We start from the raw sequence: 24684 nt of genomic DNA, 5'->3' as shown, positions 1-24684 counted from the left end.
AGGCGGGGACCCAGTCTGGGCTCCCGCCTTCGCGGGAGAACGAGAAGGGGTAGCCTCGGTTAACTTCGCGCGTTGGGTCCGATTGATCGACTGCTTCCGCAACCCATATCCCAATCGCAACGCACCGCCCCCAAAACCCAAGGAACACCCGTGACCGAAGACAGCGGCAACAGCGCCGGACGCGCTATCCCCAGCGGCCGCCTCGCCCGTCTCGGCGTCTTCGGCAAACTCGCTGGCGGCGTCGCCGGCGGAGTCGTCGCAGAAGGCGCCCGCCGTCTAGCAAACGGAGAGCGCCCCAAGATCGGCGACCTCCTCCTCACCCCCGCCAACGCCACCCGCGTCGCCGATCAGCTCTCTCACCTCCGCGGCGCCGCGATGAAGTTGGGGCAAATGATCTCGATGGACGCGGGCGACATGCTCCCGCCCGAACTCGCGACCATCCTCGCGCGCCTGCGCAACAATGCGAACCACATGCCGCCGCAGCAGCTCGACCGCGTGCTCGCCGCCGAATGGGGCAAGGACTGGCGCCGCAAATTCGCACATTTCCAGGCGCACCCGGTTGCCGCCGCCTCGATTGGCCAGGTCCATCGCGCGCGCCTGCCCGACGGCACCGAACTGGCGATCAAGGTCCAGTATCCCGGCGTGAAGGAAAGCATCGACGCCGACGTCGACAACGTCGCGACGCTGCTGCGCGTGTCGGGCATGCTCCCCAAGTCGCTCGACATCGCGCCGTTGCTCGACGAGGCGAAGAAACAGCTTCACGAGGAAGCCGATTACCTCCGCGAAGCGCAGATGCTGGCGCGCTACGGCGAGTTGCTTGCCGACCAGCCGCAATTCGTCGTGCCCGCGCTTTATTCCGAGCTCACCACGCCCCGCGTCCTCGCGATGAGCTTCGTCACCGGCGTGCCCGTCGAGACGCTGGAGACCGCGCCGCAAGACGTCCGCGACCGCGTGATGCACGACCTGATCTCGGTCGTCCTGCGCGAACTGTTCGACTGGCGGCTGATGCAAACCGATCCGAACTTCGCCAACTATCGCTGGCAGCCCGAGACGGAAAAGCTCGTCCTGCTCGATTTCGGCGCCGCCCGCCCCCTCCCCGCCGAGACCGGCGAAGGCTATCGCCGCTTGCTCACCGCAGCCCTCGCCGGCGACCGCGACGCGGTGCGCGAAGCCGCGATCGCTGCGGGGTTCCTCGGCGAGGCGGCCGTACTCCAGCACCCCGCGCTGGTCGACCGGATGATCGACGTCATCCTCGTCGAACTCGCCAAGCCCGGCCCGTTCGATTTCGGTGATCGCGCGTTCGTCGGCGTGCTGCGCGAACAGGGCACCGAGATCGCGCGCGACCGCGATACCTGGTACCTGCCGCCGATCGACACGCTGTTCGTCCAGCGCAAGATCAGCGGCACCGCCCTGCTCGCCGCTCGCCTCAAGGCGCGGGTCGATATCCGCACGATGGTCGCCGCCTATTGCGACGGCGCGCCGTCGTGAGGATCAGCGCAGTTTGAGCGCGCGCTTCACCCCGGCCCAGCTGACGTATTTGAAGTTCTGCGTGGCCGGCGCATTGTCGCCATCCTGTGCGACCAACAGGCCTTGGGGGTAGGCAGGGCCGAAGTTGCCGAGCATCAGTTCGATCCCGTCGGTATCGCTCGTCCCGTCGATCGCGCCCCCGCCGATCCGGAAGCGACCGGCATAGGTGACGCCCGGCAGGCGGTAGAGCGTGTAGGCGTTATCGCCCTGGCTCGACACGACGAGATAGCCGCCGTTCCTGCCCGATGGGGCGAGCGCGAGGCCCTCCGCGTCGGCGACCAGCGTCTTGCCGTCGACCTTGGCGATCGGGGTTGCCGTGACCGGTACCGATGGGTCTGCGTCGAAGCGCCAAAGGCCGACATCTTCCTCGGCGACGTAGAGCTGCCCGGTGCGATCGTCGACGACGCAGCCTTCGGACTGGGTGCCGAGCTTCATCGAGCGGACCGTCGTGACCTTGGGCGCTGCGCCGGAGACGTCGATTGCGACCTGGTCGATGCGGCCGTCCTTGAGCACGACGAAGCCGAACAGCGCGTGATCGCGCGCGCGGGTCCAGAGGCACATGCCATACGCCTCGCCCGGACCGACCGGGAATCGGCCGATGGGCACGAGCTTTGCCGCCGCCGTGTCGAGCTTAAACAGCGAAACGTGCGCAGTGGCGATGTCGGCCCGGTCGCTGGCAGCGGCGATGACTCGTCCCCCGAGGTCGCGCAGGTCGACATTGTTGAGCCGCGCGGCCGGGGTAAAGCTGAGGCGCTTGCCCGCCAGGCTGTAGACGTGGATGCCGGCTTTCTTGTCGGTGCCGATGACGAGGCTCTTCGCCGGATTGCTCGCGTTACGCCAGATCGCGGGATCGTCCGCGGCATCGGCGGCGGTGTCGACCGGGTCGGTCTCGGCGGTTGCAGCGACTGTCGGCGCCTCGACCGCCACGGGGGTCGAGGTCGTTACACATCCCGCTAGCAACACCGCGATGAGGGGCAGCGCGCGCATCAGAACGTCACTCGCACGCCGCCGGTGTATCGCCGGCCGAACGTCTCATGCTCGATCGTGTAGGCCGAGGAACCGACATAGCGGCGGCCTGGGCCGTTCAGCAGATTGGCGAAATCGCCGTAAATCTCGACATTGCCGTTGATCGCATAGCGGACGGACGCGTCGAGTTCGTTGTCCTTGGCCCAGTAGAAATCGCCGCCATCGACACCGCGGACGACGCCACCGATCGTGTCGACCGCACCGATCGCATCGAGCCACGCCGACCGGTTCTGATAGGAAACGCGGGCCGAGAAGCCGTATTTTTCGTAATAGGCGATCAGATTGTAGATCGCGTCCGATGCGCCGGGCAGCCGTACTTTGCGCGACGGGATCGCGCCGGTTGCCGGCGTATCGGCACGGCTCTTATTGATCGTTGCATTGAGCTGCACGCCGAAGCCGCCCATCCAGTCGGGCAGGCCGAGATCGGCGGTGAAGGGGTCGAGCTGCTGCTGGATCGCGCCCTCTATCCCCATGATGTAGCCTTTGCCGCCATTGATGATCGTCGAGTAGACATAGCCCGACCGATCGACGCCGGCGGCGTTCAGGTTCGTCTGGCCGTAGGTCCGGGTCGAGTCGAACAGGACATCGGTGACGTCCTTGTAGTACGCGCCGATCGACAGGAAGCCGCGCGGCATCGTGTAATATTCGACGTAGAGATCGACGCCCTTGGCCTTTTCGGGCTTCGCGTCGGGGTTGCCGCCGGAGATGGTCGCGTTCGCGTCGTTGATGCTGAGATTGGGGCGCAACTGATCGTAGTCGGGACGTGCGGCGCCGGTGTTGAATGACAGCCGCGCCTTCATCCGGTCGTTGACGTCCCAGTTCACGTGCAAGCTTGGGTAGACGAGCGTCTGGCTCGACTTCACGTCGATCAAGCCGAGCGACGAGAACGCACGGGCATCGTTGCGGATATGCTCGACGCGCGCGCCACCGATGACGCTGCCCCAGTTGGTGGTCGTCGTCGCCATCGCATAGGCGGAATAGACCTTCTCGCCGACATCGTAGAAATTGGCGTCGGTGGACACGAACGGGCTGACCGCCTTGGCTTGCTCGACCAGCCCTAGGATTTTGTCCCGATCGAAATACTGGAAGGTGTAGCCGAGCGGGATCTCGCCCTGGAACCCGCCCGGCTTGGCGATGGCGGCGTACCCCGTCGGAATGCCCGCCGCGGCGAACTGTGCCGGCGTACTCAGCTCGAGCAGATACTCATTCGCGGTCTTGGTGCGATCGTCGTAGCGAAGGCCAGCCGCGAACACCGTCTGCGCGCCGAACACCGAGGCCTCGCGGCTGATGTCGAGCTTGGCGGTATAGGCTTCGGTCACGTCCTGCGCCTTCAGCGACCGCAAGCGGGCCAGCGTGCGCGGGAAGTCCTCGATCGACGTGACCTGAGCGCCGCGCGAGAAGGTGCCGTCGGCGTTGCGGATCGTGCGGAACAGCTGGACCTTGGCGAGCTGCGGGTCGGTCAAATTGTAGCCGACGGTCAAACGGTTGGCGGCGTTCGCGCCGTTGGTGCCGAACGACGGGCTGTCATAGTTCAGCTGCGCAGGCTGCGAGCGGTCGTCGATCGAGCGGGTGAAATTACCGCGCCATTTGACGTTCCAGGCGCCGAGTTCGTGATCGCCGCCGATAGTGTTCGTGAACACCGACTGCTTGTATTTGCGCACGGTGAAGTTCGAGTTGAGATCGATGCCGTAGACAGTGCCGAGCAGCGGCGTGTTGCCGGTGCAGACGTCGGCATAGCCGGTCGTGCCGGTCGCGGGGCGCGCGTTGACGGTGCAGGCGGCGGTGCCGTTGGGCGTGCGCGACTGCTGATCGTCGAGGTCGAAGATGTAGTTGTTGCGCTGTTCGTCGTCCTGGAACGCCGAGTAGATCGATTCCGCGAACAGCTTGTGGCCGGGCGCCGGGCGCCAGTCTAGCCGGGTCGACAGCGAGTAGTTCTTTCGCGTCAGGCGATACAGCTTGTTCTCGGTCTCGCGCGCCCAGTTGCGCGTCTCGAAGCCGGGGCGGCGATCGCGGTCGACCGCCTCGAAATCGGTCTCGAAATTGTCGGTGACCATGCCGCGACGATACAGGCTGGCGGACGAGACGATGCCGAACTCACCGATGCCGGTGTCGATCCGGTCGGAGATGACGAGCGAGCCCTCATATTCGGTCTTCTTGCCGAGTTCGACATGGCCGAGGCCGCCCTTGGCCTGCACCTTCATGCCCGGATAATCGAACGCGGATCGCGTGATGATGTCGACGTTGCCTGCGATCGTCTCGCCGGTCATGTCGGGGGTGACGGCCTTCCGCACGATGATCTGCGAGGCGATCGCGGAAGGGATCGAATCGAAGCGGGCGTCGCGGCCTTCGGGGCTGACGACGTTGATGCCGTCGATCGACAACGTAGTCCAGTTGATCGGTGCACCGCGCAGCGTGATGTAGCGTGCCTGGCCCTGGTCGCGCTGGACGCCGACGCCGGGAAGGCGGCTGACCGCCTGCGCGATATTCTGGTCGGGGAGGCGACCGATCGAATCGGAGGCGATGACCGAGACGAGCGAGGGGCTGGTCCGCTGGATCTGGAGCGCGGCGGCTTCGGACTCTGCGATCGGCCGCGAGCCGGAAACGACGATCTCGTCGCCCTCGCCCGCGTTCGCACCGACTTCGGTGGTCATCGCAACGTCGAGCGTCACTACGGCATCTGCGACCGTCACGGTCCGGTGCGCGTCGGGGAAGCCGACATAGCGGATCACGAGTTCGTGCGTGCCGGCGGGAACACCGACCAGCGAGAACCGCCCGGTGCGATCGACAACGGTCGACAGTTCGAGCGTCGGGATCGAGACCGATGCACCGTCGAGATAGTCGCCGCTGCCTGCCTGCGACACGGTACCGGTGATGCTCCCAAGTGCCCGCGGCGCGCTGACCGGGGTCGCGGCATCGGGACGCGCATAGGCGCTGGTGGCGGTCAGCGAAGTCAGCGCGCAGCCAGTCAGCAGCGCATGCGCGAGGACGCGACCGCGGACGCGGGTCGACAGGTTCGATTTCATGGTATTCCCCCGGGTGGTCCCGACTTCTTCAGCCGGCTTGGGAGGCGCGGTAGCGGCCGTGCATGGCACCGACGTTACTTTTGCATGACATTCACATGACAGCGGCGTCATCTGGAATAGGCTCACGTACGCGCGAGGATAAACCTACATTAAACCAACGTTAAAATCGCCGGACACGCGATTCTTATATTCGTAACGGACGTGCCACGACCGCCGCCTATCGCGCCCTTCAAGGCAAAGACTGCCGAAAAAGGGAAACTCTCGATGTTGAATTCAGCAAGCCTGCGCTTGCGGCTGCTGGCCGGCGCCGCCCTGACGGTCGCGATCGCGTCGCCAGCGTTCGCGGCCCCCGCGCCGACCGCCGCCAAGGATGCGGCGCCCGCTGCCGCTGCCGCGGACCCCGTGATCGATCCGGCCCCCGCAGCTGTGGAACCGGCCGACCAGACCGGTCTTGGCGAGATCGTCGTCACCGCGACCAAGCGCGAGACGAACCTCCAGAAGACGCCGATCGCGATCAACGTCCTGAGCAGCCAGGCGCTGACCGACCGTCACGTCCAGAGCCTGTACGATCTCGCCGACGGCGCCGTGCCGTCGTTGCGCGTTGCGACGTTCGAGGCGCGCCAGTCCGCGCTGACGATCGGTATCCGCGGCATCGTTCCGCTCGATGCCAACCAGCCCGCACGCGAGCAGGGCGTCGGCGTCTACATCGACGGTGTCTATCTCGGTCGCCAGCACGGCCTGAACGCCGCGCTGTTCGACGTCGACCGGATCGAAGTGCTCAAGGGCCCGCAGGGCACGCTGTTCGGTCGCAACACCGAAGGCGGCGCGCTCAGCATCGTCACCAAGGGCCCGAGCGGCAAATGGGGCGGCAGCGCAACCGGCGGGATCGCGAATTATGGCAGCTATAACGGTACGCTGCATGTCGACCTGCCCGAAACGTACGGCGTATCGCTGAAGCTCGACGGCGTCATCCAGCATCAGGACGCGACCACCAAGAACCCGCTCGCGGACCAGACCGGCTTCAATTATTATCATCGCCGCGGCTTCAAGGCGACCGCACGCGTCCGCCCGATTTCGGGCATGACCGCCGATTTCAGCTACGATAACGGCTACGACTCGAACAGCCCGTTCTACAGCCAGTTGCTCAACGTGAACCCGAACGGGTGCAAGGCCGGTGCGCAATCCGCGTCCCCTGCTTGCGCGCTGCCCGGCACCAACTACACGACGCTAACCGGCAGCGTGAAGCCGCTCCCGAGCCAGGTCGTCGTCAATGGCGACAGCCGCATGAAGGTCGCAGACATCGGCGTCCCTCAGCAGCCGAGCATCGACAAGACGCACGGTTTCACCTCGAACATTCGCTGGGACGTCGCGCCCGAGATCGAACTCCGCTCGATCACCGCATGGCGCGGCGTGAACGCGACGCAGTACGACAATAGCGGCGGCTATCACCGCGTCCCCGTCGTTGCCGCTGGCTGCGTCGGCAGTGCGTGCAACTTCAGCCGCTACAGCCTCGCCGACCTGCATCAGAACCAGTTCAGCCAGGAATTCCAGGCGGTCGGTACGGTCGGCCAGTTCGACTACGTCGCCGGGCTGTATTACTTCAACGAGCACATCAGCGACGACGCGGCGACGCCGAACTCGCTGGCGTTCAATTCGGCGCTGACGACGATCTCGGTGCTCGATCCCTGCACCGGGTCGGGCGGGTTCGGCTCGCTCGTGGGCTGTCGCTCGATCGATCGTGCCTCGGAAGTGCATTCGAAGAGCTATGCCGGCTATGGCCAAGTCACCTGGAACGCGACCGACCGCGTTCACCTGACCGCCGGTGGCCGCTACACGCGCGACGAGAAGCAGGGCGTGCTGCATTTCTCGCGTAACTTGAACTACGACACGGCGACCCAGGCCCAGTTGACCGCGGCCGGCTATGCGCCGCTCGACGCCACTTGGAACCGGTTCAATCCGATGGCGACGCTCGCCTATGACGCCAGTGACACGGTCCACGTCTATGCAAAATACGCAACCGGCTACCGTGCCGGCGGTGCCAGCTCGCGGACGTCCAACTACCAGACGTTCAACCCCGAGGACGTGAAGTCGTACGAGATCGGCGCCAAGACCGATTTCTGGAACCACCGCGCCCGCCTGAACCTTGCCGGCTACATCATGGATCGCAAGAACAGCCAGGTCGACATCAGCTCGATCCAGACGACCGCGTCGGGCAGCTTCAACAACCTCGTGACGATCAATGCGCCCGGCATCACCAAGATCCGCGGGATCGAGGCCGACCTGACCGTGCAGCCGGTCGACGGCCTGACGCTGACCGCGGGCTATGCCTACACCTACACGAAGATCCCGCCGGTGCTGATCACGTCGACCGGCGTGTATCAGAACTTCTACATCGTGTTCACGCCGCGCAACGCCGCCAACGGATCGGTCGACTACACGATGCCGATCGGCGCCATGGACCTGAAGTTCCACCTCGACGGCAACTACTCGCAGGCGACGCAGACCTTCGATCAGTTCGCGACCAAGAACGATCCGGCGTTCATCGCCAACGCCCGCCTCGCCTTGGCGAACATCCACGTCGGCGGCAGCAACGCGGTGACGATCTCCGCCTGGGTCCGCAACCTGTTCGACAAGCAGTATGTCTTCCGCCGCGACCCGTCGAACAGCCTGCCGGGCGCTCCGACGACCAACCTCACGTCGGGCAGCGTCAACAACGTGCTGGGCGACTACGGCAATTTCAACGCGCCGCGCACCTACGGCATGGAGGCTTCGGTCAAGTTCTGATCGGGCTTGCCGCGTAAAAATGGAAACCCGGGCAGGCGCTCAGCCTGTCCGGGTTTCGTCGTTTCAGCCCTTGGGCAGCGCAATGACGACGCGCAGTCCGGGGGCCGCGTCTTCGAGTGCGATCGTGCCGCGGTGAAGACGGACTATCGCCTGGATCAGCGGCAGCCCGAGACCGTGCCCTTCGTCGTGGCGGCTGGCATCGAGCCGCCCGAACCGCCGCAACGCCAGCTTGCGCTGATCCACCGGAATGCCGGGGCCGGTATCGGTCACCGTGAGCGTGGCAGTCTTGCCGGTGTTCGTGACGCCGATCTCGATGCGGGTGCCGGGTGGGGTGTGGCGGAGCGCATTCTCGATGAGGTTCACGAGCATCTGGCCGAGCAGTTGGCGATCGCCGACGATCTCCGCCTCTGGCGATGTTTCCAGCGTCAGCGTGCGGTCGCCATCGGCGACTACCGGTTGCATCATCGTCGCGATCTCTTCGGCCAGCGCCGCCAGATCGAGCGCCGCGAACGCCGCGCGCCGATCGCCGCCTTCGATCTCGGCGATCCGCAGCATCGCCGCGAACATCTCGAGCAGTTCGTCGCTCATCGCGATCGCGGTTTCGAGACCGTCGCGTTGGCTGTCCGTCTGCGCCCGACGCAACGCCAGCGCCAACTGGCTGCGCAGGCGCGCCAAGGGCGTGCGAAGATCGTGCGCGATATCGTTGGAGACGTTGCTGATACCGGCCATCAGCTCCGCAATACGGTCGAGCATGCGGTTGAACGCCATCGCCTGATGCGCGAACTCGCCGCCCGATCGATCGACCGGTACGCGCCGCGACATGTCACCATCGATGATCGCGTCGACCGTCCGCCGGGTCTCGCCGATCCTCCGTCCGATCGTGATGACGAAGAACAGCAGGCCACCGATGACGACCAGCAGGATCGATCCGAAACCAATGAGGTAAATCCGGACACGTGCCGCATTATAGTCGTCGAACGGTTCGGTCTCGGCGATCGTCACCAGCGTCATGCCGTGCCCGACGTCGCGGACCAGCGCACGCCCGGCGGACAGCCCGGCGATCTGGTCCTTTAACGCGACCGTCGAGAACCCGATCGGCAGGCGGCGCGGCAAGGCGATGTTGCCGCCGAGCCTGCGACCGGTCGCATCCAGCAGCAGGAAGCCTATGTCGCCGGTATCACGCTCGCGGGACGCGGCGTTGATCCGCCGGACGAGCTCTTCGGGGCTGCGGTCGCCGGAGATGCCGGCGGCGGCATCGCTCACGACCAGGATGCGGCGATCGACCAGTCGCTCGATCGTGCGCTGCGTCGCGGTGTAGATCGCGAACCCGGTGCCGAGCGTCGCGACGAGGAACGCGATCAGGAACGCCAGCGTCAACGCGCGCAGCGATCGCAGGCGCGTCATCCGCGCAGCATGTATCCGACGCCGCGCACCGTGCGGATGGGATCGTCGCCGCCCGCCGCGGTCAATTTGACGCGCAGGTGGCGGACATAGACGTCGACGATGTTGGTGGTCGGTGCGAAGTCGTACCCCCAGACCCGCTCGACCAGCATCGCGCGGGTCAGCACTGCGTCGGCATTGGCGACGAACTCGGCGAGCAGCTTGAACTCGAGCTTGCCGAGATCGAGCGCGATGCCGTCGCGCCACGCGCGGAACTTGGTCGGGCTGACGACGATATCGCCGGCGTGGATCGTGTCGCCGGCGCTACCGGTCCAGCCGCGCCCGCGCATCAGCGCGAGCAGGCGTGCGTTCAGTTCGACCGCCGCGATCGGCTTGACCACATAGTCGTCCGCACCGGCCTCCAGCCCCTCGACTTTCTCGACCGAGCGGCCGAGAGCGCTGAGCATGATGACCGGCATCGTGATGTTCGCGCTCCGCAGCCGCTCAAGCACGAAGATGCCGTCGATCTTCGGGAGCATCCGGTCGAGGATCACCGCGTCGAACGCCTGGCTGTCGACCGCGGCAAGTGCGTCGCGGCCATCCGGCGCGATGGTCACCCCATGATCGAACCCGCGCAGTTCCTCGGCCATCGCCTGCGCGAACACGGCATCGTCCTCGACCAGCAGAATGTTAAGGCTCATCACGGTCTCACTCGGGCAAGCCTCCGTCCTATCGTGGATCGTCGCGCGTACAAGCGTCTTGCGGGCTCAGCCGGAGGTTACAACGCCGTCCGTCGCCTAGCGAGAGCGTCGCATTGGTTCACGCGAAGGCACGAAGGCGCGAAGAGATGAGAAGAATGGGTTCACGCGGAGACGCGGAGACGCGGAGAGTTCTCCCGGACCAACGGTCCCCTATCATCGCCGCAAGATGATGAACGACACGCCCGTACCGCCCGCAACACCTCCGCGTCTCCGCGTCTCCGCGTCTCCGCGCGAACAAACCTTCTCCACGCCTTCGCGCCTTCGCGTGAACACACCTTCTTAAACCCGCCCACCCGTTACGGCAGCAGGATCGTGCTCCCCGAAGTCTCACCCGCCTCGATCGCGCGATGGGCGGCGGCAGCCTCTTCGAGCGGAAAGGTCCGGCCGATCTCCGGCGTGACCGCGCCGTTGTCGAGCATCGCGAACAGGCGGGCGATGCCGGCCTGCCTTTCCTCAGACGTGACGTAATAATCGAACAGCGTCGGCCGCGTTACGAAAAGCGAGCCTTTCCGCGCGAGGACGCCGATGTTGACACCGTCGACCACGCCGCCTGCATTGCCGTAGCTGACGATCAGGCCACGCTTCGCCGCGCTGTCGAGCGACGCCTCCCAAGTCGCGCGACCGACACCATCGAGGACAACCGGCACGCCCTTGCCATCGGTGATCTCGCGAACGCGCGCGGCAATGTCGTCGGACTTGTGGAGGATGACGTGATCGGCGCCAGCCTTGCGGGTGCGTGCCGCCTTATCCTCGCTGCCAACGCTGGCGATGACGGTCGCGCCGATCGCCTTCAGCCAGCCGACCAGGATGTGGCCGACTCCGCCCGCCGCCGCGTGGACGAGGACGGTCTGGCCCGCCTGGACCTTGGCGCAGCGCTCGACCAGGAACTCGGCGGTGCAGCCCTTGAGCAGGATCGCCGCGGCGGTCTGGTCGTCGAGCGTATCGGGCAGCTTGAACAGCTGGTTCGCGGGTACGTTGCGCTCGGTCGCGTAGGCGCCGCGCGAGGGGCCGAAGGTGCCGACCCGATCGCCGGGCGCGAAATCGGTGACGCCCTCGCCGACCGCCATCACCACGCCCGCCGCCTCGCTGCCGAGCCCCGAGGGCAGGTCGACCGGGTACACGCCGCTGCGGTGGTACGTGTCGATATAGTTCAGCCCGACCGCGGTGTTGCGCATCCACACCTCGCCCTTGCCCGGCGGCGGCAATTCGACGTCGCGCCACTGGATGACCTCGGGGCCGCCGGTCTTCTCGATGAATGCCACTCTCGCCATGCCGGCCTCCTGATGAATTTCCCGGTCAACCTACGGCATGCGTTTCGGGTTGCAACCGATCTCCGGCGAGCCCATTCCTTGGCAAGACAAGATGCGGAGAGGCACGATGAAAAGCTATTTGCAGCAGTATATTGACGGCGCTTGGGTCGATAGCGAGGGCGGCACCGTCTATCAGGTGATCGACCCGTCGACGGAGCAGCCCTGTACCGAGATCACGCTGGGCACCGCCGCCGACGTCGACAAGGCCGTAGCTGCAGCCCGCTCGGCGTTCGAGAACTGGAGCCAGACGAGCGTGCAGGAGCGGCTCGACGTGCTCGGCCGGATCATGACCGAATACAAGGCGCGGATGCCGGATCTCGCCAAGGCGATGTCGCAGGAAATGGGCGCACCGATGGCACTCGCCTCAATGGCGCAGGCACCGACCGGGCTCGCGCACTTCTCGGCGACCGCGAAGGCGCTGGCGGCGTTCGAGTTCTCGGAGGTCATCGGCAAGGCGACCGTCGTGCACGAGCCGCTCGGCGTCGTCGCGATGATCACGCCGTGGAACTGGCCACTGAACCAGATTTGCGCGAAGGTCGCCCCTGCCCTCGCGGCGGGCGACACGATGATCCTGAAGCCGTCCGAGGAAGCGCCGTCGTGCGCGGTGATCCTCGCGGAGATCATGGATGCGGCGGGCGTTCCGGCGGGGGTGTTCAACCTCGTTAACGGTGACGGTCCAGGCGTCGGCGCGGCGCTGTGCGCGCACCGCGACGTCGACATGGTGAGCTTCACCGGCTCGACGCGCGCCGGGATCGCGGTCGCGTTGGCGGCGGCCCCTACCGTGAAGCGCGTGCATCAGGAGCTTGGCGGCAAGGCGGCGAACCTCGTGCTCGAAGGCTCCGACCTCGCGACCGTCCTGCCACCGACAGTGGCGGGCGTACTCGCCAATTCCGGCCAGAGCTGCATCGCGCCGACCCGACTGCTCGTGCATGCGAGCCAGGTCGCGGAGGCGACGGCGATCGTGAAGTCGATGATGGAGCAGACCAAGGTCGGCGATCCCGCCGAGATGGGCCAGCACATCGGCCCGGTCGTCAACAAGGCGCAGTTCGACAAGATCCAGGGGCTGATCCAGTCCGCGATCGACGAAGGCGCGACGCTGGTGACGGGTGGTGTCGGGCGGCCCGACGGACGCAACGCTGGCTATTACATTCAGCCGACGCTGTTCACCGACGTGCGGCCCGACATGCGGATCGCGCAGGAGGAAACGTTCGGGCCTGTCGCGACGATTACGTCGTACGCCGATCAGGACGAGGGCATCCGCATCGCCAACGCGACCGAATACGGGCTGTCGGCGACGATCTCGGGTGATCCGGCAGCGGCAGCGAAGGTCGCACCGAGATTGCGCGCGGGGCTGGTGACGATCAACTCGTGGAGCCCGGACATCGGCGCGCCGTTCGGGGGGTACAAGCATTCGGGGAATGGTCGTGAGAACGGGCGCTATGGGCTGACCGACTTCATGGAGGTGAAGACGATCACCGGCCTGCCGGGTGACACCCGCCAAGGGAAGCCGGCCGAAGCTGGGGCTTAAGGATCAGGAGGGGAATGCCAGCTCCTGGGGGCTCGTCAGGCACGAGCCCCTCCCCGTCATCCTGACGAAAGTCAGGACCCAGAGCCACGAAGGTTGCCTGTCGTAACCCTGGGTCCTGACGTTCGTCAGGATGACGGACGGGGTGACGGGCGCGCCAGCCTAGTCGAGGTTCGGCCGAAGCCAGCGTTCGGCGGTCTTTAGGTCCGCACCACGTCGTGCCGCGTAGTCCTCGAGCTGATCTCGACCAACGCGCGCTACACCGAAATACTCCGCCTGCGGGTGGCCGAAATAGAACCCCGACACCGCTGCGGTCGGGAACATAGCGAAACTCTCCGTCAGTTCGAGGCCGGTCGCAGTCTCGGCATCGAGCAGGTCGAACAGGATCGGCTTGAGGCTGTGGTCGGGGCATGCGGGGTAGCCCGGCGCGGGGCGGATGCCGCGATACTGCTCCTTGATCATCGCTTCGTTGGTGAGTTGCTCGTCCGGCGCATAGCCCCAGAGATCGGTGCGGACATGCTTGTGGAGGCGTTCGGCGAAGGCTTCGGCGAAGCGGTCGGCGAGCGCCTTCAGCAGGATGTCGTTGTAATCGTCGTTGTCCGCCTTGAAGCGCGCGATGTGCGGGTCGATGCCGTGGATGCCGACCGCGAAGCCGCCGAACCAGTCGTTCTCAGTATCGACGAAATCGGCGAGACACATGTTCGCGCGCCCCTCGCGCTTGGCGATCTGCTGACGCAGCATGGGGAGCCTTACCTCCTTCTGCTCCCTCTCCCCTGCGGGGAGAGGGTCGGGGTGAGGGGCTGTTCCGGGCGCTGCACTGCTTGGCTGCCCCTCACCCCAGCCCTCTCCCCGCAGGGGAGAGGGAGCAGTCACGACCACATCATCACCCTCGCGCCGCGCGGGCCACAACCCAGCTACCCCGCGCGGGGTCAGCCACTTCTTCGCGACGATCGTGTCGAGCATCGCCTGCGCATCCGCATACAGCGAACTCGCGCTCTCGCCGACGACCTCGTCGGTCAGGATCGCCGGGAAATTCCCTGCCAGTTCCCACGCGCGGAAGAACGGCGTCCAGTCGATATAGTCGCGCAGGTCCGACAGGTCCCAGTCCGCGAACACATGCACGCCCGGCTTCACCGGCGCAGGCGGCTTCATCGCGAAGTCCGCCACGAACCCGCGAGCGCGAGCCGTCTCCAGCGGCAAAAGCTCACTCTGTCCCTTGTTCGCGCGCGAGATCCGTACCGCCTCATATTCGTCCGCGGTCTTCGTCACGAACTCGTCGCGGATCGTGTCCGACACCAGCGTCGACGCAACACCCACCGCACGGCTCGCATCGAGCACATGCACGACTGGCCCGTCATACGCCGGCGCAATCCGTAGCGCGGTATGCACCTTCGAGGTCGTCGCGCCGCCGATCAGCAGCGGCATCGTCATGCCCGCGCGCTTCATCTCCTCGGCGACCGTCACCATCTCGTCGAGGCTCGGCGTGATGAGCCCGGACAGCCCGATCATGTCCGCGTCGTTCTCGTTTGCGGATTCGAGGATCTTCGACCACGGCACCATCACGCCGAGATCGACCACGTCGAAGCCGTTGCACTGGAGCACCACGCCGACGATGTTCTTGCCGATGTCATGCACGTCGCCCTTGACGGTCGCCATGATGATCTTGCCCTTGCCGCGCGCGCCGGGCTCCTTCGCCGCCTCGATATACGGCAGCAGATGCGCGACCGCCTTCTTCATCACGCGCGCCGACTTCACGACCTGCGGCAGGAACATCTTGCCCGATCCGAACAGGTCGCCGACCACGTTCATGCCGTCCATCAGCGGTCCTTCGATGACCTCGATCGGGCGGCCGCCATTGCCCGCGATGATCAGCCGTGCTTCCTCGGTATCCTCGACGACGTGGAGGTCGATGCCTTTCACGAGCGCATATTCGAGCCGCTTGTTGACGCCCAGCGAGCGCCATTCCGCCGCCGCCTTCTCCGCGACCACGTCGGTGCCGCGATAGCGTTCGGCGAGCGCAACCAGCCGATCGCCCGCCTCGGGATCGGTGTTGAGCACGACGTCCTCGACCGCCTGGCGCAGCTCGGGATCGATGTCGTCGTAGATGTCGAGCTGGCCGGCGTTGACGATCGCCATGTCCATGCCCGCGGGGATCGCGTAATACAGGAACACGCTGTGCATCGCGCGCCGCACCGGCTCGTTGCCGCGGAACGAGAAGCTGAAGTTCGAGAGCCCGCCCGAGATATGGACGTGCGGGCAGCGTGCCTTGATCTCCTTGCACGCCTCGATGAAGTCGACGCCGTAGTTGTTGTGCTCCTCGATCCCCGTCGCGACCGCGAACACGTTGGGATCGAAGATGATGTCCTCGGGCGGGAAGCCGATCCCGACGAGCAGCTTGTACGCGCGCTCGCAGATCTCGACCTTCCGGTCCTTGGTATCCGCCTGCCCGACCTCGTCGAACGCCATCACGACGACGGCCGCACCGTACGCCATGCACTTGCGTGCCTGCGCCAGGAACTGCTCCTCGCCCTCCTTCATGCTGATCGAATTGACGATCGGCTTGCCGCTGACGCACTTCAGCCCGGCCTCGATCACGCTCCATTTCGAGCTGTCGACCATGAACGGGATGCGCGCGATGTCGGGTTCGGCGGCGATCAGTTTCAGGAACGTCGTCATCGCGTGATGCGCGTCGAGCAGCCCCTCGTCCATGTTGACGTCGAGCACCTGCGCGCCGCTCTCGACCTGCTGGCGTGCGACCTCGACCGCGGCGGGATAGTCGCCCGCCATGATCAGCTTCTTGAAGCGCGCCGAGCCGGTGACGTTGGTGCGCTCTCCGATGTTGACGAAAGAGGTGGAGGAGGAGGTGGTCATCGGATTCACTTTTTGAGAAGCTTTGCAAGGAGATCTATTCGCGATGGTCCGCTACTCACAAACGACTCACGGACTGCTGCCAATGCCGCAGTATCGCGCATGGCATCCAGCAGTTCGAGCAACCTTAACTCGGCGGCAGGATCTTCGTGGTTGACGGCGTCGACAAAGCTTTCGATCGCGACATAAAGATCACGATTTCCGTCAATTACGAGTTTGGTGATCTCACTGAAAATCTCATGCTTCTTTGGAGATCCCGTCCGCCAGAATTCGACCAACCTGCCCGCGATAGCTGCATAGCTAACACGACGTGCAGCAGCGATCGTCGCAATGCGTGCCAGCATCATTGCCAAGAGTGCGACGCCAATTGCAGCAAGAATTTTCCAGAAAACGTCCTCCACGGTCAGGCGGCCATCGTGAACGGTTCGAGACCAGCGAGCTTGGTCCGCACTTCAGGCCGCGCCACCGCACGCGGCTCAAGCCCGCGCACACCATCCGCCATCGCCTTGATATGCGCTGGGGTCGACCCGCAGCAGCCGCCGAGCACGTTGACCTGCTTGGCCACCGCCCACTCGCCGACCAACCCGGCCGTCGTCGCCGGCTGCTCGTCATACTCGCCGAGTTCATTCGGAAGCCCCGCGTTCGGATACACCATGATCAACGTGTCCGCGATCGCCGACAACGTCTTAACGTGCGGCCGCAACTGCTCCGCACCGAACGAGCAGTTGAGCCCGATCGTGATCGGTTTGGCGTGCCGCACCGCATGCCAGAACGCCTCGACCGTATGCCCCGACAGGTTGCGCCCGCTGAGATCGGTCAACGTCATCGACATCATGATCGGCACGTCGCGCCCGAGCGCGTCGCCCGCCTCGATCGCTGCCATGATCCCCGCCTTGGCGTTGAGCGTATCGAATACCGTCTCGATCAGGATGAAGTCGACGCCGACCCCCTCGCCGCCTTCGAGCAGCGCATCGATCTGCTCGCGGTACACGCCCTTGAGATAATCGAAGTCGATCTCGCGGAAGCCCGGATCGTTGACGTCGGGCGACAGCGACAGCGTCTTGTTGGTAGGCCCGATCGCGCCAGCGACGAAGCGCGGGCGGCCGTCTTTCGCCTGATATTCATTGGCGAGCGCGCGCGCGATCCGCGCGGACTCGACGTTGATCTCGCGCACGAGATGCTCGGCGCCATAGTCCGCCTGCGAAATGACGTTCGCGCTGAAGGTGTTGGTCGAGACGATGTCCGACCCCGCCTCGAGATATTCGCGCGTGATCGTCTCGGGGACGTCCGGCTTGGTGATCGCCAGGATGTCGTTGTTGCCCTTCTGGTCGTGGCTCAGGCCGAGCGACCCTGCATAGGCGGCCTCGTCGAGCTTCCAGTTCTGGATCTCGGTGCCGAACGCGCCGTCGGTGATCAGGATGCGCTTGGCGGCTTCCGCGTTGAAACGTTCACGTGGTGTCATCATCAATCTCCTCCCCTCCCGCTCGCGGGAGGGGTCGGGGGAGGGAAGTGCCGCAAACGAGACGGTCGGGTTGGGCCAGCCCCTCCCCTAACCCCTCCCGCAGGCGGGAGGGGAATTACGCCGCGGCGACCCTGTCGACCGGCTTCGCCCGCACGCCGAGCATGTGGCAGATCGCGTAGGCCAGTTCCGCGCGGTTGAGCGTGTAGAAGTGGAAATCCTTCACGCCGCCCGCGTACAGCCGCCGGCACATCTCGGCCGCGATCGTCGCCGCGACGAGCTGCCGTGCCGAGGGGTGATCGTCGAGCCCCTCGAACAGCCGGTCCATCCACGCCGGGATCTCAGCGCCACACAGCCCCGCGAATTTCCGCGTCTGCGCGACGTTCGACACCGGCAGGATCCCCGGCAGGATCTGCGCGGTGATGCCAGCCGCCGCAACCCGGTCGCGGAACCGGAAATACGCTTCGGGCGAGAAGAAGAACTGCGTGATCGCGCGGGTCGCACCGGCATCGATCTTGCGCTTCAGATTGTCGATGTCGGCATCATGCCCACCCGATTCCGGATGGCATTCGGGATACGCCGCGACCGAAATCTCGAACGGGTGCAGTTTCCGCAAACCAGCGACCAGGGCCGCCGCGTTCTCATAACCGCCGGGATGCGCCTGATACGGCTGGCCCAGCGTCGGCATGTCGCCGCGTAGCGCAACGATGTGCCGCACGCCCGCCGCCCAATATTCCTCGGCGACCTGGTCGATCTCCGCCTTGGTCGCCTCGACGCAGGTCAGGTGCGCGGCGGCGTTCATCGACGTCTCGCGCTGGATTCGCGCCACCGTCGCATGCGTCCGCTCCCGCGTCGATCCGCCAGCGCCGTACGTCACCGACACGAAATCGGGGCCGAGCGGCTCCAGCGTGCGGATCGCGTCCCAGAGCTGCGCATCCATCTTCTCGCTCTTCGGCGGGAAGAACTCGAAGCTGATGCCGACATCGCCCGCCAGATCCGCGAAGAGCGGTTCTTCGAGCGCGCAGCGCGCTTCGGCCAGTTGGGGGATCGAAATGTTCGTCATGCCGCCTTCACCTCACGCAAGCTCGTGCCGATCTTCCGACCGAGCCATAATTTCACCGTCAACTCACCGCCCTCGAGCGTTTCCACGCGCGCCGTCTGCAGGCCCGCCGCCTCGAACCACGCCGCCATCTGCTCGTCCGCGAACCCGAGACGCGTATGCGCATCGCGCAACCGCAGTTCCTCGCGGTCGTGACTCGCAAAGTCGGCGATCAGCAACCGTCCGCCGGGCGCGAGCACCCGCGCCGCCTCGCTCACCGCAGCGCCAGGCTGCTGCGCGAAGTGCAACACGTGATGCAGGATCGCGACGTCCGCTGCGGCATCCGCCATCGGCAGCGCGTACAGATCGGCCTGCCGGAGTTCGGCGTGAGTCATGTCGTGCAGCTTGGCACGCGCGAGCCGCAGCATCTCCGAACTGCGATCGATCCCGAGCGCGACCGTAGCGCGACCGCCGAACAGTTCGAGCATCCGCCCGGTGCCCGTACCGATGTCGATCAGTGTGCCGACCGGCGCATCGCCGAGCACGGCCGCCATAGCCGCCTCGACCTCGCTGTCGGCGACGTGAAGCGACCGGATCGCGTCCCATTCGTCGGCATGCCCTTCGAACCACGCCGCTGCACTCGCCGCCCGGTCCGCACGCACCGCCGCAAGCCGTGCCGCATCCGCGACCGCCCAATGGTCCGGCTCGGCCTTCGCCCATACATCGAGCGCACCCGCGACCGGCTCGACCACGTCCGGAGACCCGAGCGCGACGAACACCCAGCTGCCTTCCTTGCGACGTTCGGCAAGGCCGGCATCGCACAGGATCTTCACATGGCGCGAAACGCGAGGCTGGCTCTGGCCGAGCACCTGCGCGAGCTCGCCGACCGACAGCTCCATCCGCCGCAACAGCGCAAGGATCCGCAACCGGGTCGCGTCCGCCAAAGCACGGAAGATTTCGAGCGCCATCGTCATACGAGGACATATAAAGAATTCTTTATATGAGGTCAACGCGGGCGTGTGCGTCTCGAACATTACCGATCGGCACCCGCGACTTATCGCATCGCGGCCGATCGTGACGGATCGGAAACGCTTCGTCCGCGTTCGATTGCGCTATGGGCTGGGCATTCCCCGGTCCACAAGACGACATCCACGGGAGTAGATACCTATGAAGAAGTTCCTGATCCCCGCCCTGGCGCTTACCGCCGGTCTCGCCGCCTGCAGCAACAATGCGCAGGACCAGACCGCACAGGCTGCCAACGCAATCGCCGCCGATGCGAGCGCGACCACCGCCAATGCCGTCGACGACGTCAGCGCCGCCAGCGATCGCGCGCTGGGTTCTGCCGAGCGCTCGCTCGACAACGCCGGTGCCCGCATCGACAACTCGACCGACCATCTCGACGCCAAGGCCGACCACGCCGGCGACCGGATCGAAGCCGGTGCAGACCGGGCAGGCGCGTCGATCAGCAACGGTGCGGACCGTGCGGCCGACGCGACCGGTAACGCGCTGACCCGCGCCGGCAATGCGATCAAGGACTAACATCTGAATGGACCGCCGCCCGCCTCCCCTCGTCATCTCAGTGAAAGCTGGGATCTCCCGCTTCGTTTCCCAGCGACCTAAGCGGACAGATGCCAGCATTCGCCGGCATGGCGTGCTAGGTTTGGCGGCGGTCCTGCTCCCTGCTTTGCTCGCGGCGTGTTCGCCCGCGAGCGAACCCGGCGCGGTCACCGCCGACGAAGCGCACCAGTTGAACGAAGCCGCCGCGATGCTCGATGCGAACAGCGTCGACCTGAATGCGGTCGCCGCCGCTCCTGAAGATACCGAACTCCCCTCGAATCAAAGCGATCAGACCCGATGACCCTCCGCCGCCTCGGCTCGACCGATCTAAAGATCGCCCCCCTCGTCCTCGGCGGCAACGTGTTCGGCTGGACTGCCGACCGCGCCGCCAGCTTCGCCGTGCTCGATGCATTCGTCGCGGGCGGCGGCACGATGATCGACACCGCGGACGTGTATTCGGCTTGGGTCGATGGCCATCAGGGCGGCGAATCCGAGAGCATGATCGGCGAATGGCTGAAGGCCAGCGGCAAGCGCGACGGCGTGTTGATCGCGACCAAGGTCGGCATGCTCCCCGGCGAAGGCGGCGAGAAGCTCGCCCCCGCGCGCATCGCCGCCGCTGCCGAAGCCTCGCTCAAGCGTCTCGGGACCGATCGCATCGACCTGTATTATGCGCACCAGGACGACGACACGCAGACGCAGGAGGCTGTCCTCGAAGCATTCGGCAAACTGGTCGATGCGGGGAAAGTCCGCGTGATCGGCGCGTCGAACTTCCACGCCGCTCGCCTCAAGTCCGCGGTCGAGGCTGCCAAGACGTCGGACCTGCCACGCTATCATGTGCTCCAGCCCGAATATAACCTCGTCAGCCGCACCAAGTTCGAGGGCGAATTGCAGGATTACTGTGTCACCGAGAACATCGGCGTGCTGCCTTATTACGGGCTCGCCTCGGGTTTCCTCACCGGCAAGTACCGGACGAAGGACGACCTGGGCCAGAGCGTTCGCGGTGGTCGGATGGGCGAATTGCTCGAAGGTACCGGCAAGGCTGTCCTCGATGCGATGGACTCGGTCGTCGAGGCTACTGGCGCGACCCACGCGCAGGTCGCGCTGGCGTGGCTGATCGCGCAGCCGGGCGTCACCGCGCCGATTGCGAGCGCCACCAGCGTGAAGCAGGTCGAAGACCTGTTGCCTGCGATGACGCTGGAACTGTCGAAGGATCAGCTGGACGCGCTGATGGTCGCTGGCGCCTGACCACTTGATGCTCCCCCGCCAGGGGGAGGTGTCGCCGAAGGTGACGGAGGGGGAGGACCGGGGAACAGCGGTTTCGCCTTCCTCCCCCTCCGTCAGGCAAGCGCCTGCCACCTCCCCCTTGCGGGGGAGGATTGTTTAATCCCCGGCGAACGTAAGCGCGGACGTCTTTCGCTCCCGCTCGTTGATCAGCAGCGCCCGCCCGGCCGGCGCGACCGACCGTTGCGGGCAATCGTTGCGGAAACAGGCGCGGCAGCCGAGCCCGATCGGCATCGCCCTCCCCGCCAGATCGAAGCCGCTCGCCGCCGCCAGCACACCCGCCTGCGCCGCCGCGACGCCGAGGCCGATCGCGAACTCCGCGTGCACTGCGCCAAAGCGGCTGCCCTGCGGCGTCACGGTGCGCGCCATCGTCAGCCAGCGCGCGCCGTCCTCCAGTTCGACGAGCTGCACCATCAGGCTGCCGGGCCGGTCGAATGCATGATGCAACCGCCACAATGGGCAGCGCCCATCCGCCTCGACTAGCGCCGCGCCGCTGGCGCCGGGATAGCGCTTCGATGCCTGCCCCGCCCGATCGATGCGGATCATGAAGAAGGGCAAGCCGCGCGCGCCGACGCGCTGCAACGTCGTCAGCCGGTGCGCGACCTGTTCGAAGCCAGCGCCGAACCGGCGTTGCAGCAACTCGATATCGTACCCCGTCGTCTCGCATCCACGGAGGAACCGGGCGTAGGGCATCATCAGCGCGGCGGCGAAATAGCCGAGAAGGTGGCGGCGATAGAGCCGTTCCGCCGCGCGATCGGTGAACCCGGCGCCTTTCGCCAGCGCATCGATCTCCGCCTTCGCCTCGATCTGCCCGAGCTGAAACGCGACCGCGAACGTGCGCGAGGCCGGGTCGAGCATCTCGCTCAACTGCAACTGCCGCGCGTGCAGGTCGAGGCGGCGCAGCGTGTCGGGCAGCACGTCGGCAGGCAGCACCCGGATCGTCAGGCCGTGTTTGGCGCGCAACCGCTCGGCAATCGCGCCGTAAAGGTCGCCCGCACCGAGCCGCAATTCATCCGCGAGCGCTTCGGCCGCCGCATCAAGATCGGCGAAATGATTGCGCCAACGCTCGATCTCGCGACGGACGAGCGTGACCGGATCGTCGCCCGCCTCGATCACCGCGCCGCCGCCGATCCGATCGAACACGCGGGCGAACGCCGCCGCGCCGCCGGGCGCACTGGCGAGCCACTCCTCGACTTCGTTGCGGTCGATCTCGAGGTCGGCGAACATCGGATCGGCCAGCCGCCGCCGGATCGCATCCGCACCGCCGCCCGGTTCACCCGCCGCCAGCGAGCGCGGATCGAAGTCGAAGCTCTCGGCGAGCTTGATCAGCAACGTCGCGGAGATCGGCCTCTGGTTGCGCTCGACGAGGTTGAGATAGCTCGGGCTGATCGCGAGCATGTCGGCCATCGCCGCCTGCGTCAGCCCCGCCCCGCGCCGCAAGCGACGGATCGCATGCCCCGCCAGCAATTTCCGTTCCGCCACCAGCAAACCCTCCTGTCACGATGTTTACAGAACGACACGTGTTCCACAAGCTGGACGGACACCGCGACGTTGCGGCGGCGTGGGACGGTCTTCCAACGTGCCGGCTTCGAACGCTATTGCCTGTGCATCGCCTCTCTCGGCGCACGATCGGTGTAAAGAGAGAGACAGACGATCATCGAAGGAGGCAAGCCATGCAGACGACTACCGAACAACCCCGCGCCCGCGCCGTCTTCTCGACCAACGATTTCGCGCTGATGAAGGAGGTGCTCGGGGAGATGATCAGCAAGACGTCGATCGACGACGAGCGGCTGACGCGGATGAGTGCGCTGTACCACCGCCTCGGCCGGCTCGGCTAAACCGCTTCACACAGTTTCCTGGGGAGGAAAGGATCCCGCTGGTGGCTCGTCCATCGGCGGGTATTCCTGTTTAAAAGGACGGTGCGCTCCCGAAGCCCGTCATCCTGACGAAAGTCAGGATCCAGGGTAACGGGCGCTGGAGCTTGTGGCTCTGGATCCTGACTTTCGTCAGGATGACGGAGTGGGGGTGGCGGGTGCGTCCGCCTACCAGGGCACCGTCGAGTTCACGCCGGACTAAGCATCCCCTTGCGAAAGCCGCCCTTTCCAACCCAGTCCCCTCGTGTAGGACGGCGGGATGGCCAAGACACTGACCGCTCGCATCAAGGACGACATCGTCCTCTACGGCGCCCTCGCCGCCAATCTCGGGATCGGCGTGGCCAAATTCGTCGCGGCCGGAATGACCGGATCGTCGTCGATGCTGACCGAGGGCTTCCACTCGGTGGTCGACAGTGGCAACCAGGTGTTGCTGCTCTACGGCCAGAAAAAGGCCAAGCGCCCCGCCGACGAAGCGCACCCGTTCGGCTATGGTCGCGAGCTGTATTTCTGGGCGTTCGTCGTCGCGATCCTGATCTTCGCGATCGGCGCTGGCGTGTCGATCTTCGAGGGCTGGCGACATATCCGGCAGCCCGAACCGCTTACCAGCCCGACCATCAACTACGTCGTCCTCGCGATCTCGTTCGCGCTCGAGGGCAGCAGCTGGACGATCGCGGTGCGCGAATTCTCGAAGGCCAAGGGTGACATGGGCTGGTGGGCGGCAATCCACCGGTCGAAGGACCCCGCCGGTTTCATCGTGCTGTTCGAAGATTCCGCGGCGCTGGCGGGTCTCGTCATTGCCGGGATCGGCATCTGGGCGAGCCATGCGTTCAACGATCCGCGGATCGACGGCGCCGCCTCGATCGCGATCGGCCTGATCCTCGCGCTGGTCGCGGTGCTGCTCGCGCGCGAATCGAAGGGCCTCTTGATCGGCGAGCGTGCCGATCCGGCGGTGATCGCGACGATCCGCAAGATCGTGTCCGCGCATCCGGCGATCGTCTCGGTCAATCACGTCCGCACGATCCACACCGCGCCCGAGAGCATCTTCGCGGCGATCAGCGCGGACTTCGACGATTCGGTGACGATGGGCGACGGCGAGACGGTGATCGAGGCGATGGAGAGCGAATTGCGGGTGGCTATCCCGATGCTCTCGTCGATCTATATCCGTCCGGAGAAGCGCGAGAATGCGACGCTGACGTCGTCCGCTTCGCCTGCCCCGGCGACCGTACAAAATACCACGCAAATCTGATCTAAATCAGACTCATCACACTGG

General features: G+C 65.8%; 19 protein-coding genes. 8 read left to right on the top strand and 11 right to left on the bottom strand.

The genetic code is table 11. The annotated features are described in order from the left end of the window. The first annotated feature begins 150 nt into the window (after positions 1 to 150). Positions 151 to 1488 carry an ABC1 kinase family protein gene (locus AC59GX_RS06320; RefSeq protein WP_426280484.1) on the top strand — a complete coding sequence of 446 codons (1338 nt, stop codon included), beginning with the start codon at positions 151 to 153 and terminating at the stop codon, positions 1486 to 1488. A 3-nt stretch (positions 1489 to 1491) separates the two neighbouring features. Here AC59GX_RS06320 and AC59GX_RS06315 read toward each other — a convergent pair whose 3' ends face one another. Together AC59GX_RS06315 and AC59GX_RS06310 are read right to left on the bottom strand one after the other, a co-directional pair. Beyond that, positions 1492 to 2514, bottom strand: a complete 1023-nt coding sequence (locus AC59GX_RS06315; RefSeq protein ID WP_426280485.1) for a phytase — start codon at positions 2512 to 2514, stop codon at positions 1492 to 1494. Beyond that, positions 2514 to 5576, bottom strand: coding sequence for a TonB-dependent receptor (locus AC59GX_RS06310; protein WP_426280486.1), 3063 nt, complete (start codon positions 5574 to 5576; stop codon positions 2514 to 2516). Before AC59GX_RS06310 ends, AC59GX_RS06315 begins: the two co-directional genes overlap by 1 nt. A gap of 264 nt (positions 5577 to 5840) precedes the next feature. On the opposite strand from AC59GX_RS06310, the gene AC59GX_RS06305 reads away from it, so the two are divergent. Further along, positions 5841 to 8360 (top strand): TonB-dependent receptor, encoded by a 2520-nt coding sequence (locus AC59GX_RS06305; RefSeq protein WP_426280487.1) that lies wholly within the window; start codon positions 5841 to 5843, stop codon positions 8358 to 8360. A 63-nt stretch (positions 8361 to 8423) separates the two neighbouring features. Here the strand turns inward: AC59GX_RS06305 and AC59GX_RS06300 are convergent, their stop codons facing one another. The 3 genes from AC59GX_RS06300 to AC59GX_RS06290 all read right to left on the bottom strand — a co-directional run bounded on the left by AC59GX_RS06300 (position 8424) and on the right by AC59GX_RS06290 (position 11772). After that, positions 8424 to 9764 (bottom strand): HAMP domain-containing sensor histidine kinase, encoded by a 1341-nt coding sequence (locus AC59GX_RS06300; RefSeq protein WP_426280488.1) that lies wholly within the window; start codon positions 9762 to 9764, stop codon positions 8424 to 8426. Next, entirely contained in the window at positions 9761 to 10441 is a 681-nt protein-coding gene (locus AC59GX_RS06295; protein WP_426280489.1) for a response regulator transcription factor, read from the bottom strand. Before AC59GX_RS06295 ends, AC59GX_RS06300 begins: the two co-directional genes overlap by 4 nt. 356 nt (positions 10442 to 10797) lie before the next feature. Then, positions 10798 to 11772, bottom strand: a complete 975-nt coding sequence (locus AC59GX_RS06290) for a quinone oxidoreductase family protein (protein ID WP_426280490.1) — start codon at positions 11770 to 11772, stop codon at positions 10798 to 10800. Between the two features lie 106 nt (positions 11773 to 11878). Between AC59GX_RS06290 and AC59GX_RS06285 the strand changes: the two genes are divergently transcribed. Further along, positions 11879 to 13339, top strand: a complete 1461-nt coding sequence (locus AC59GX_RS06285; protein WP_426280491.1) for an aldehyde dehydrogenase family protein — start codon at positions 11879 to 11881, stop codon at positions 13337 to 13339. A 159-nt stretch (positions 13340 to 13498) separates the two neighbouring features. Here AC59GX_RS06285 and metH read toward each other — a convergent pair whose 3' ends face one another. The 5 genes from metH to AC59GX_RS06260 form a co-directional block, all read right to left on the bottom strand. Further along, positions 13499 to 16207, bottom strand: a complete 2709-nt coding sequence (gene metH / locus AC59GX_RS06280) for a methionine synthase (RefSeq protein WP_497301244.1) — start codon at positions 16205 to 16207, stop codon at positions 13499 to 13501. 5 nt (positions 16208 to 16212) lie between these two features. Then, positions 16213 to 16605, bottom strand: coding sequence for a hypothetical protein (locus AC59GX_RS06275; protein WP_426280494.1), 393 nt, complete (start codon positions 16603 to 16605; stop codon positions 16213 to 16215). Positions 16606 to 16607: 2 nt separating this feature from the next. Continuing rightward, complete coding sequence (locus AC59GX_RS06270; RefSeq protein WP_253072254.1) at positions 16608 to 17666, bottom strand: homocysteine S-methyltransferase family protein; 1059 nt, start codon at positions 17664 to 17666, stop codon at positions 16608 to 16610. 115 nt (positions 17667 to 17781) lie between these two features. Next, positions 17782 to 18726 carry a methylenetetrahydrofolate reductase gene (metF, locus tag AC59GX_RS06265; RefSeq protein WP_426280495.1) on the bottom strand — a complete coding sequence of 315 codons (945 nt, stop codon included), beginning with the start codon at positions 18724 to 18726 and terminating at the stop codon, positions 17782 to 17784. Continuing rightward, a complete protein-coding gene (locus tag AC59GX_RS06260; protein WP_426280496.1) occupies positions 18723 to 19676 on the bottom strand; it encodes an ArsR/SmtB family transcription factor in 954 nt (317 codons plus the stop codon). Before AC59GX_RS06260 ends, metF begins: the two co-directional genes overlap by 4 nt. 193 nt (positions 19677 to 19869) lie before the next feature. Between AC59GX_RS06260 and AC59GX_RS06255 the strand changes: the two genes are divergently transcribed. The 3 genes from AC59GX_RS06255 to AC59GX_RS06245 all read left to right on the top strand — a co-directional run bounded on the left by AC59GX_RS06255 (position 19870) and on the right by AC59GX_RS06245 (position 21504). Continuing rightward, on the top strand, positions 19870 to 20241 hold the full coding sequence (locus AC59GX_RS06255; protein ID WP_426280498.1) for a hypothetical protein: 372 nt from the start codon (positions 19870 to 19872) through the stop codon (positions 20239 to 20241). A gap of 121 nt (positions 20242 to 20362) precedes the next feature. After that, complete coding sequence (locus tag AC59GX_RS06250) at positions 20363 to 20560, top strand: hypothetical protein (protein ID WP_497301240.1); 198 nt, start codon at positions 20363 to 20365, stop codon at positions 20558 to 20560. Continuing rightward, complete coding sequence (locus tag AC59GX_RS06245; protein WP_426280501.1) at positions 20557 to 21504, top strand: aldo/keto reductase; 948 nt, start codon at positions 20557 to 20559, stop codon at positions 21502 to 21504. The genes AC59GX_RS06250 and AC59GX_RS06245 overlap by 4 nt, the downstream gene beginning before the upstream one ends. A gap of 135 nt (positions 21505 to 21639) precedes the next feature. On the opposite strand, the gene AC59GX_RS06240 is transcribed toward AC59GX_RS06245, so the two are convergent. Beyond that, on the bottom strand, positions 21640 to 23022 hold the full coding sequence (locus AC59GX_RS06240) for a helix-turn-helix domain-containing protein (RefSeq protein WP_426280502.1): 1383 nt from the start codon (positions 23020 to 23022) through the stop codon (positions 21640 to 21642). Between the two features lie 191 nt (positions 23023 to 23213). Between AC59GX_RS06240 and AC59GX_RS06235 the strand changes: the two genes are divergently transcribed. Both AC59GX_RS06235 and AC59GX_RS06230 read left to right on the top strand, forming a co-directional pair. Beyond that, positions 23214 to 23378 (top strand): hypothetical protein, encoded by a 165-nt coding sequence (locus AC59GX_RS06235; RefSeq protein ID WP_164913371.1) that lies wholly within the window; start codon positions 23214 to 23216, stop codon positions 23376 to 23378. Between the two features lie 295 nt (positions 23379 to 23673). Next, positions 23674 to 24660, top strand: a complete 987-nt coding sequence (locus tag AC59GX_RS06230) for a cation diffusion facilitator family transporter (RefSeq protein WP_426280504.1) — start codon at positions 23674 to 23676, stop codon at positions 24658 to 24660. The last annotated feature ends 24 nt before the right edge of the window (positions 24661 to 24684 follow it).

The sequence above is a fragment of the Sphingomonas sp. 320_CC genome (genome assembly GCF_059691795.1).
The sequence above is the reverse complement of the archived record's forward strand: the minus strand, read 5'-3'. Positions and strand labels throughout refer to the sequence as shown.

Coding starts and splice junctions, on each gene's coding strand:
- AC59GX_RS06315 (WP_426280485.1), bottom strand. CDS start 2,514: ATGCGCGCGCTGCCCCTCATCGCGGTGTTGCTAGCGGGATGTGTAACG.
- AC59GX_RS06310 (WP_426280486.1), bottom strand. CDS start 5,576: ATGAAATCGAACCTGTCGACCCGCGTCCGCGGTCGCGTCCTCGCGCAT.
- AC59GX_RS06305 (WP_426280487.1), top strand. CDS start 5,841: ATGTTGAATTCAGCAAGCCTGCGCTTGCGGCTGCTGGCCGGCGCCGCC.
- AC59GX_RS06300 (WP_426280488.1), bottom strand. CDS start 9,764: ATGACGCGCCTGCGATCGCTGCGCGCGTTGACGCTGGCGTTCCTGATC.
- AC59GX_RS06295 (WP_426280489.1), bottom strand. CDS start 10,441: ATGAGCCTTAACATTCTGCTGGTCGAGGACGATGCCGTGTTCGCGCAG.
- AC59GX_RS06290 (WP_426280490.1), bottom strand. CDS start 11,772: ATGGCGAGAGTGGCATTCATCGAGAAGACCGGCGGCCCCGAGGTCATC.
- AC59GX_RS06285 (WP_426280491.1), top strand. CDS start 11,879: ATGAAAAGCTATTTGCAGCAGTATATTGACGGCGCTTGGGTCGATAGC.
- metH (WP_497301244.1), bottom strand. CDS start 16,207: ATGACCACCTCCTCCTCCACCTCTTTCGTCAACATCGGAGAGCGCACC.
- AC59GX_RS06270 (WP_253072254.1), bottom strand. CDS start 17,666: ATGACACCACGTGAACGTTTCAACGCGGAAGCCGCCAAGCGCATCCTG.
- metF (WP_426280495.1), bottom strand. CDS start 18,726: ATGACGAACATTTCGATCCCCCAACTGGCCGAAGCGCGCTGCGCGCTC.
- AC59GX_RS06260 (WP_426280496.1), bottom strand. CDS start 19,676: ATGACGATGGCGCTCGAAATCTTCCGTGCTTTGGCGGACGCGACCCGG.
- AC59GX_RS06255 (WP_426280498.1), top strand. CDS start 19,870: ATGAAGAAGTTCCTGATCCCCGCCCTGGCGCTTACCGCCGGTCTCGCC.
- AC59GX_RS06245 (WP_426280501.1), top strand. CDS start 20,557: ATGACCCTCCGCCGCCTCGGCTCGACCGATCTAAAGATCGCCCCCCTC.
- AC59GX_RS06235 (WP_164913371.1), top strand. CDS start 23,214: ATGCAGACGACTACCGAACAACCCCGCGCCCGCGCCGTCTTCTCGACC.
- AC59GX_RS06230 (WP_426280504.1), top strand. CDS start 23,674: ATGGCCAAGACACTGACCGCTCGCATCAAGGACGACATCGTCCTCTAC.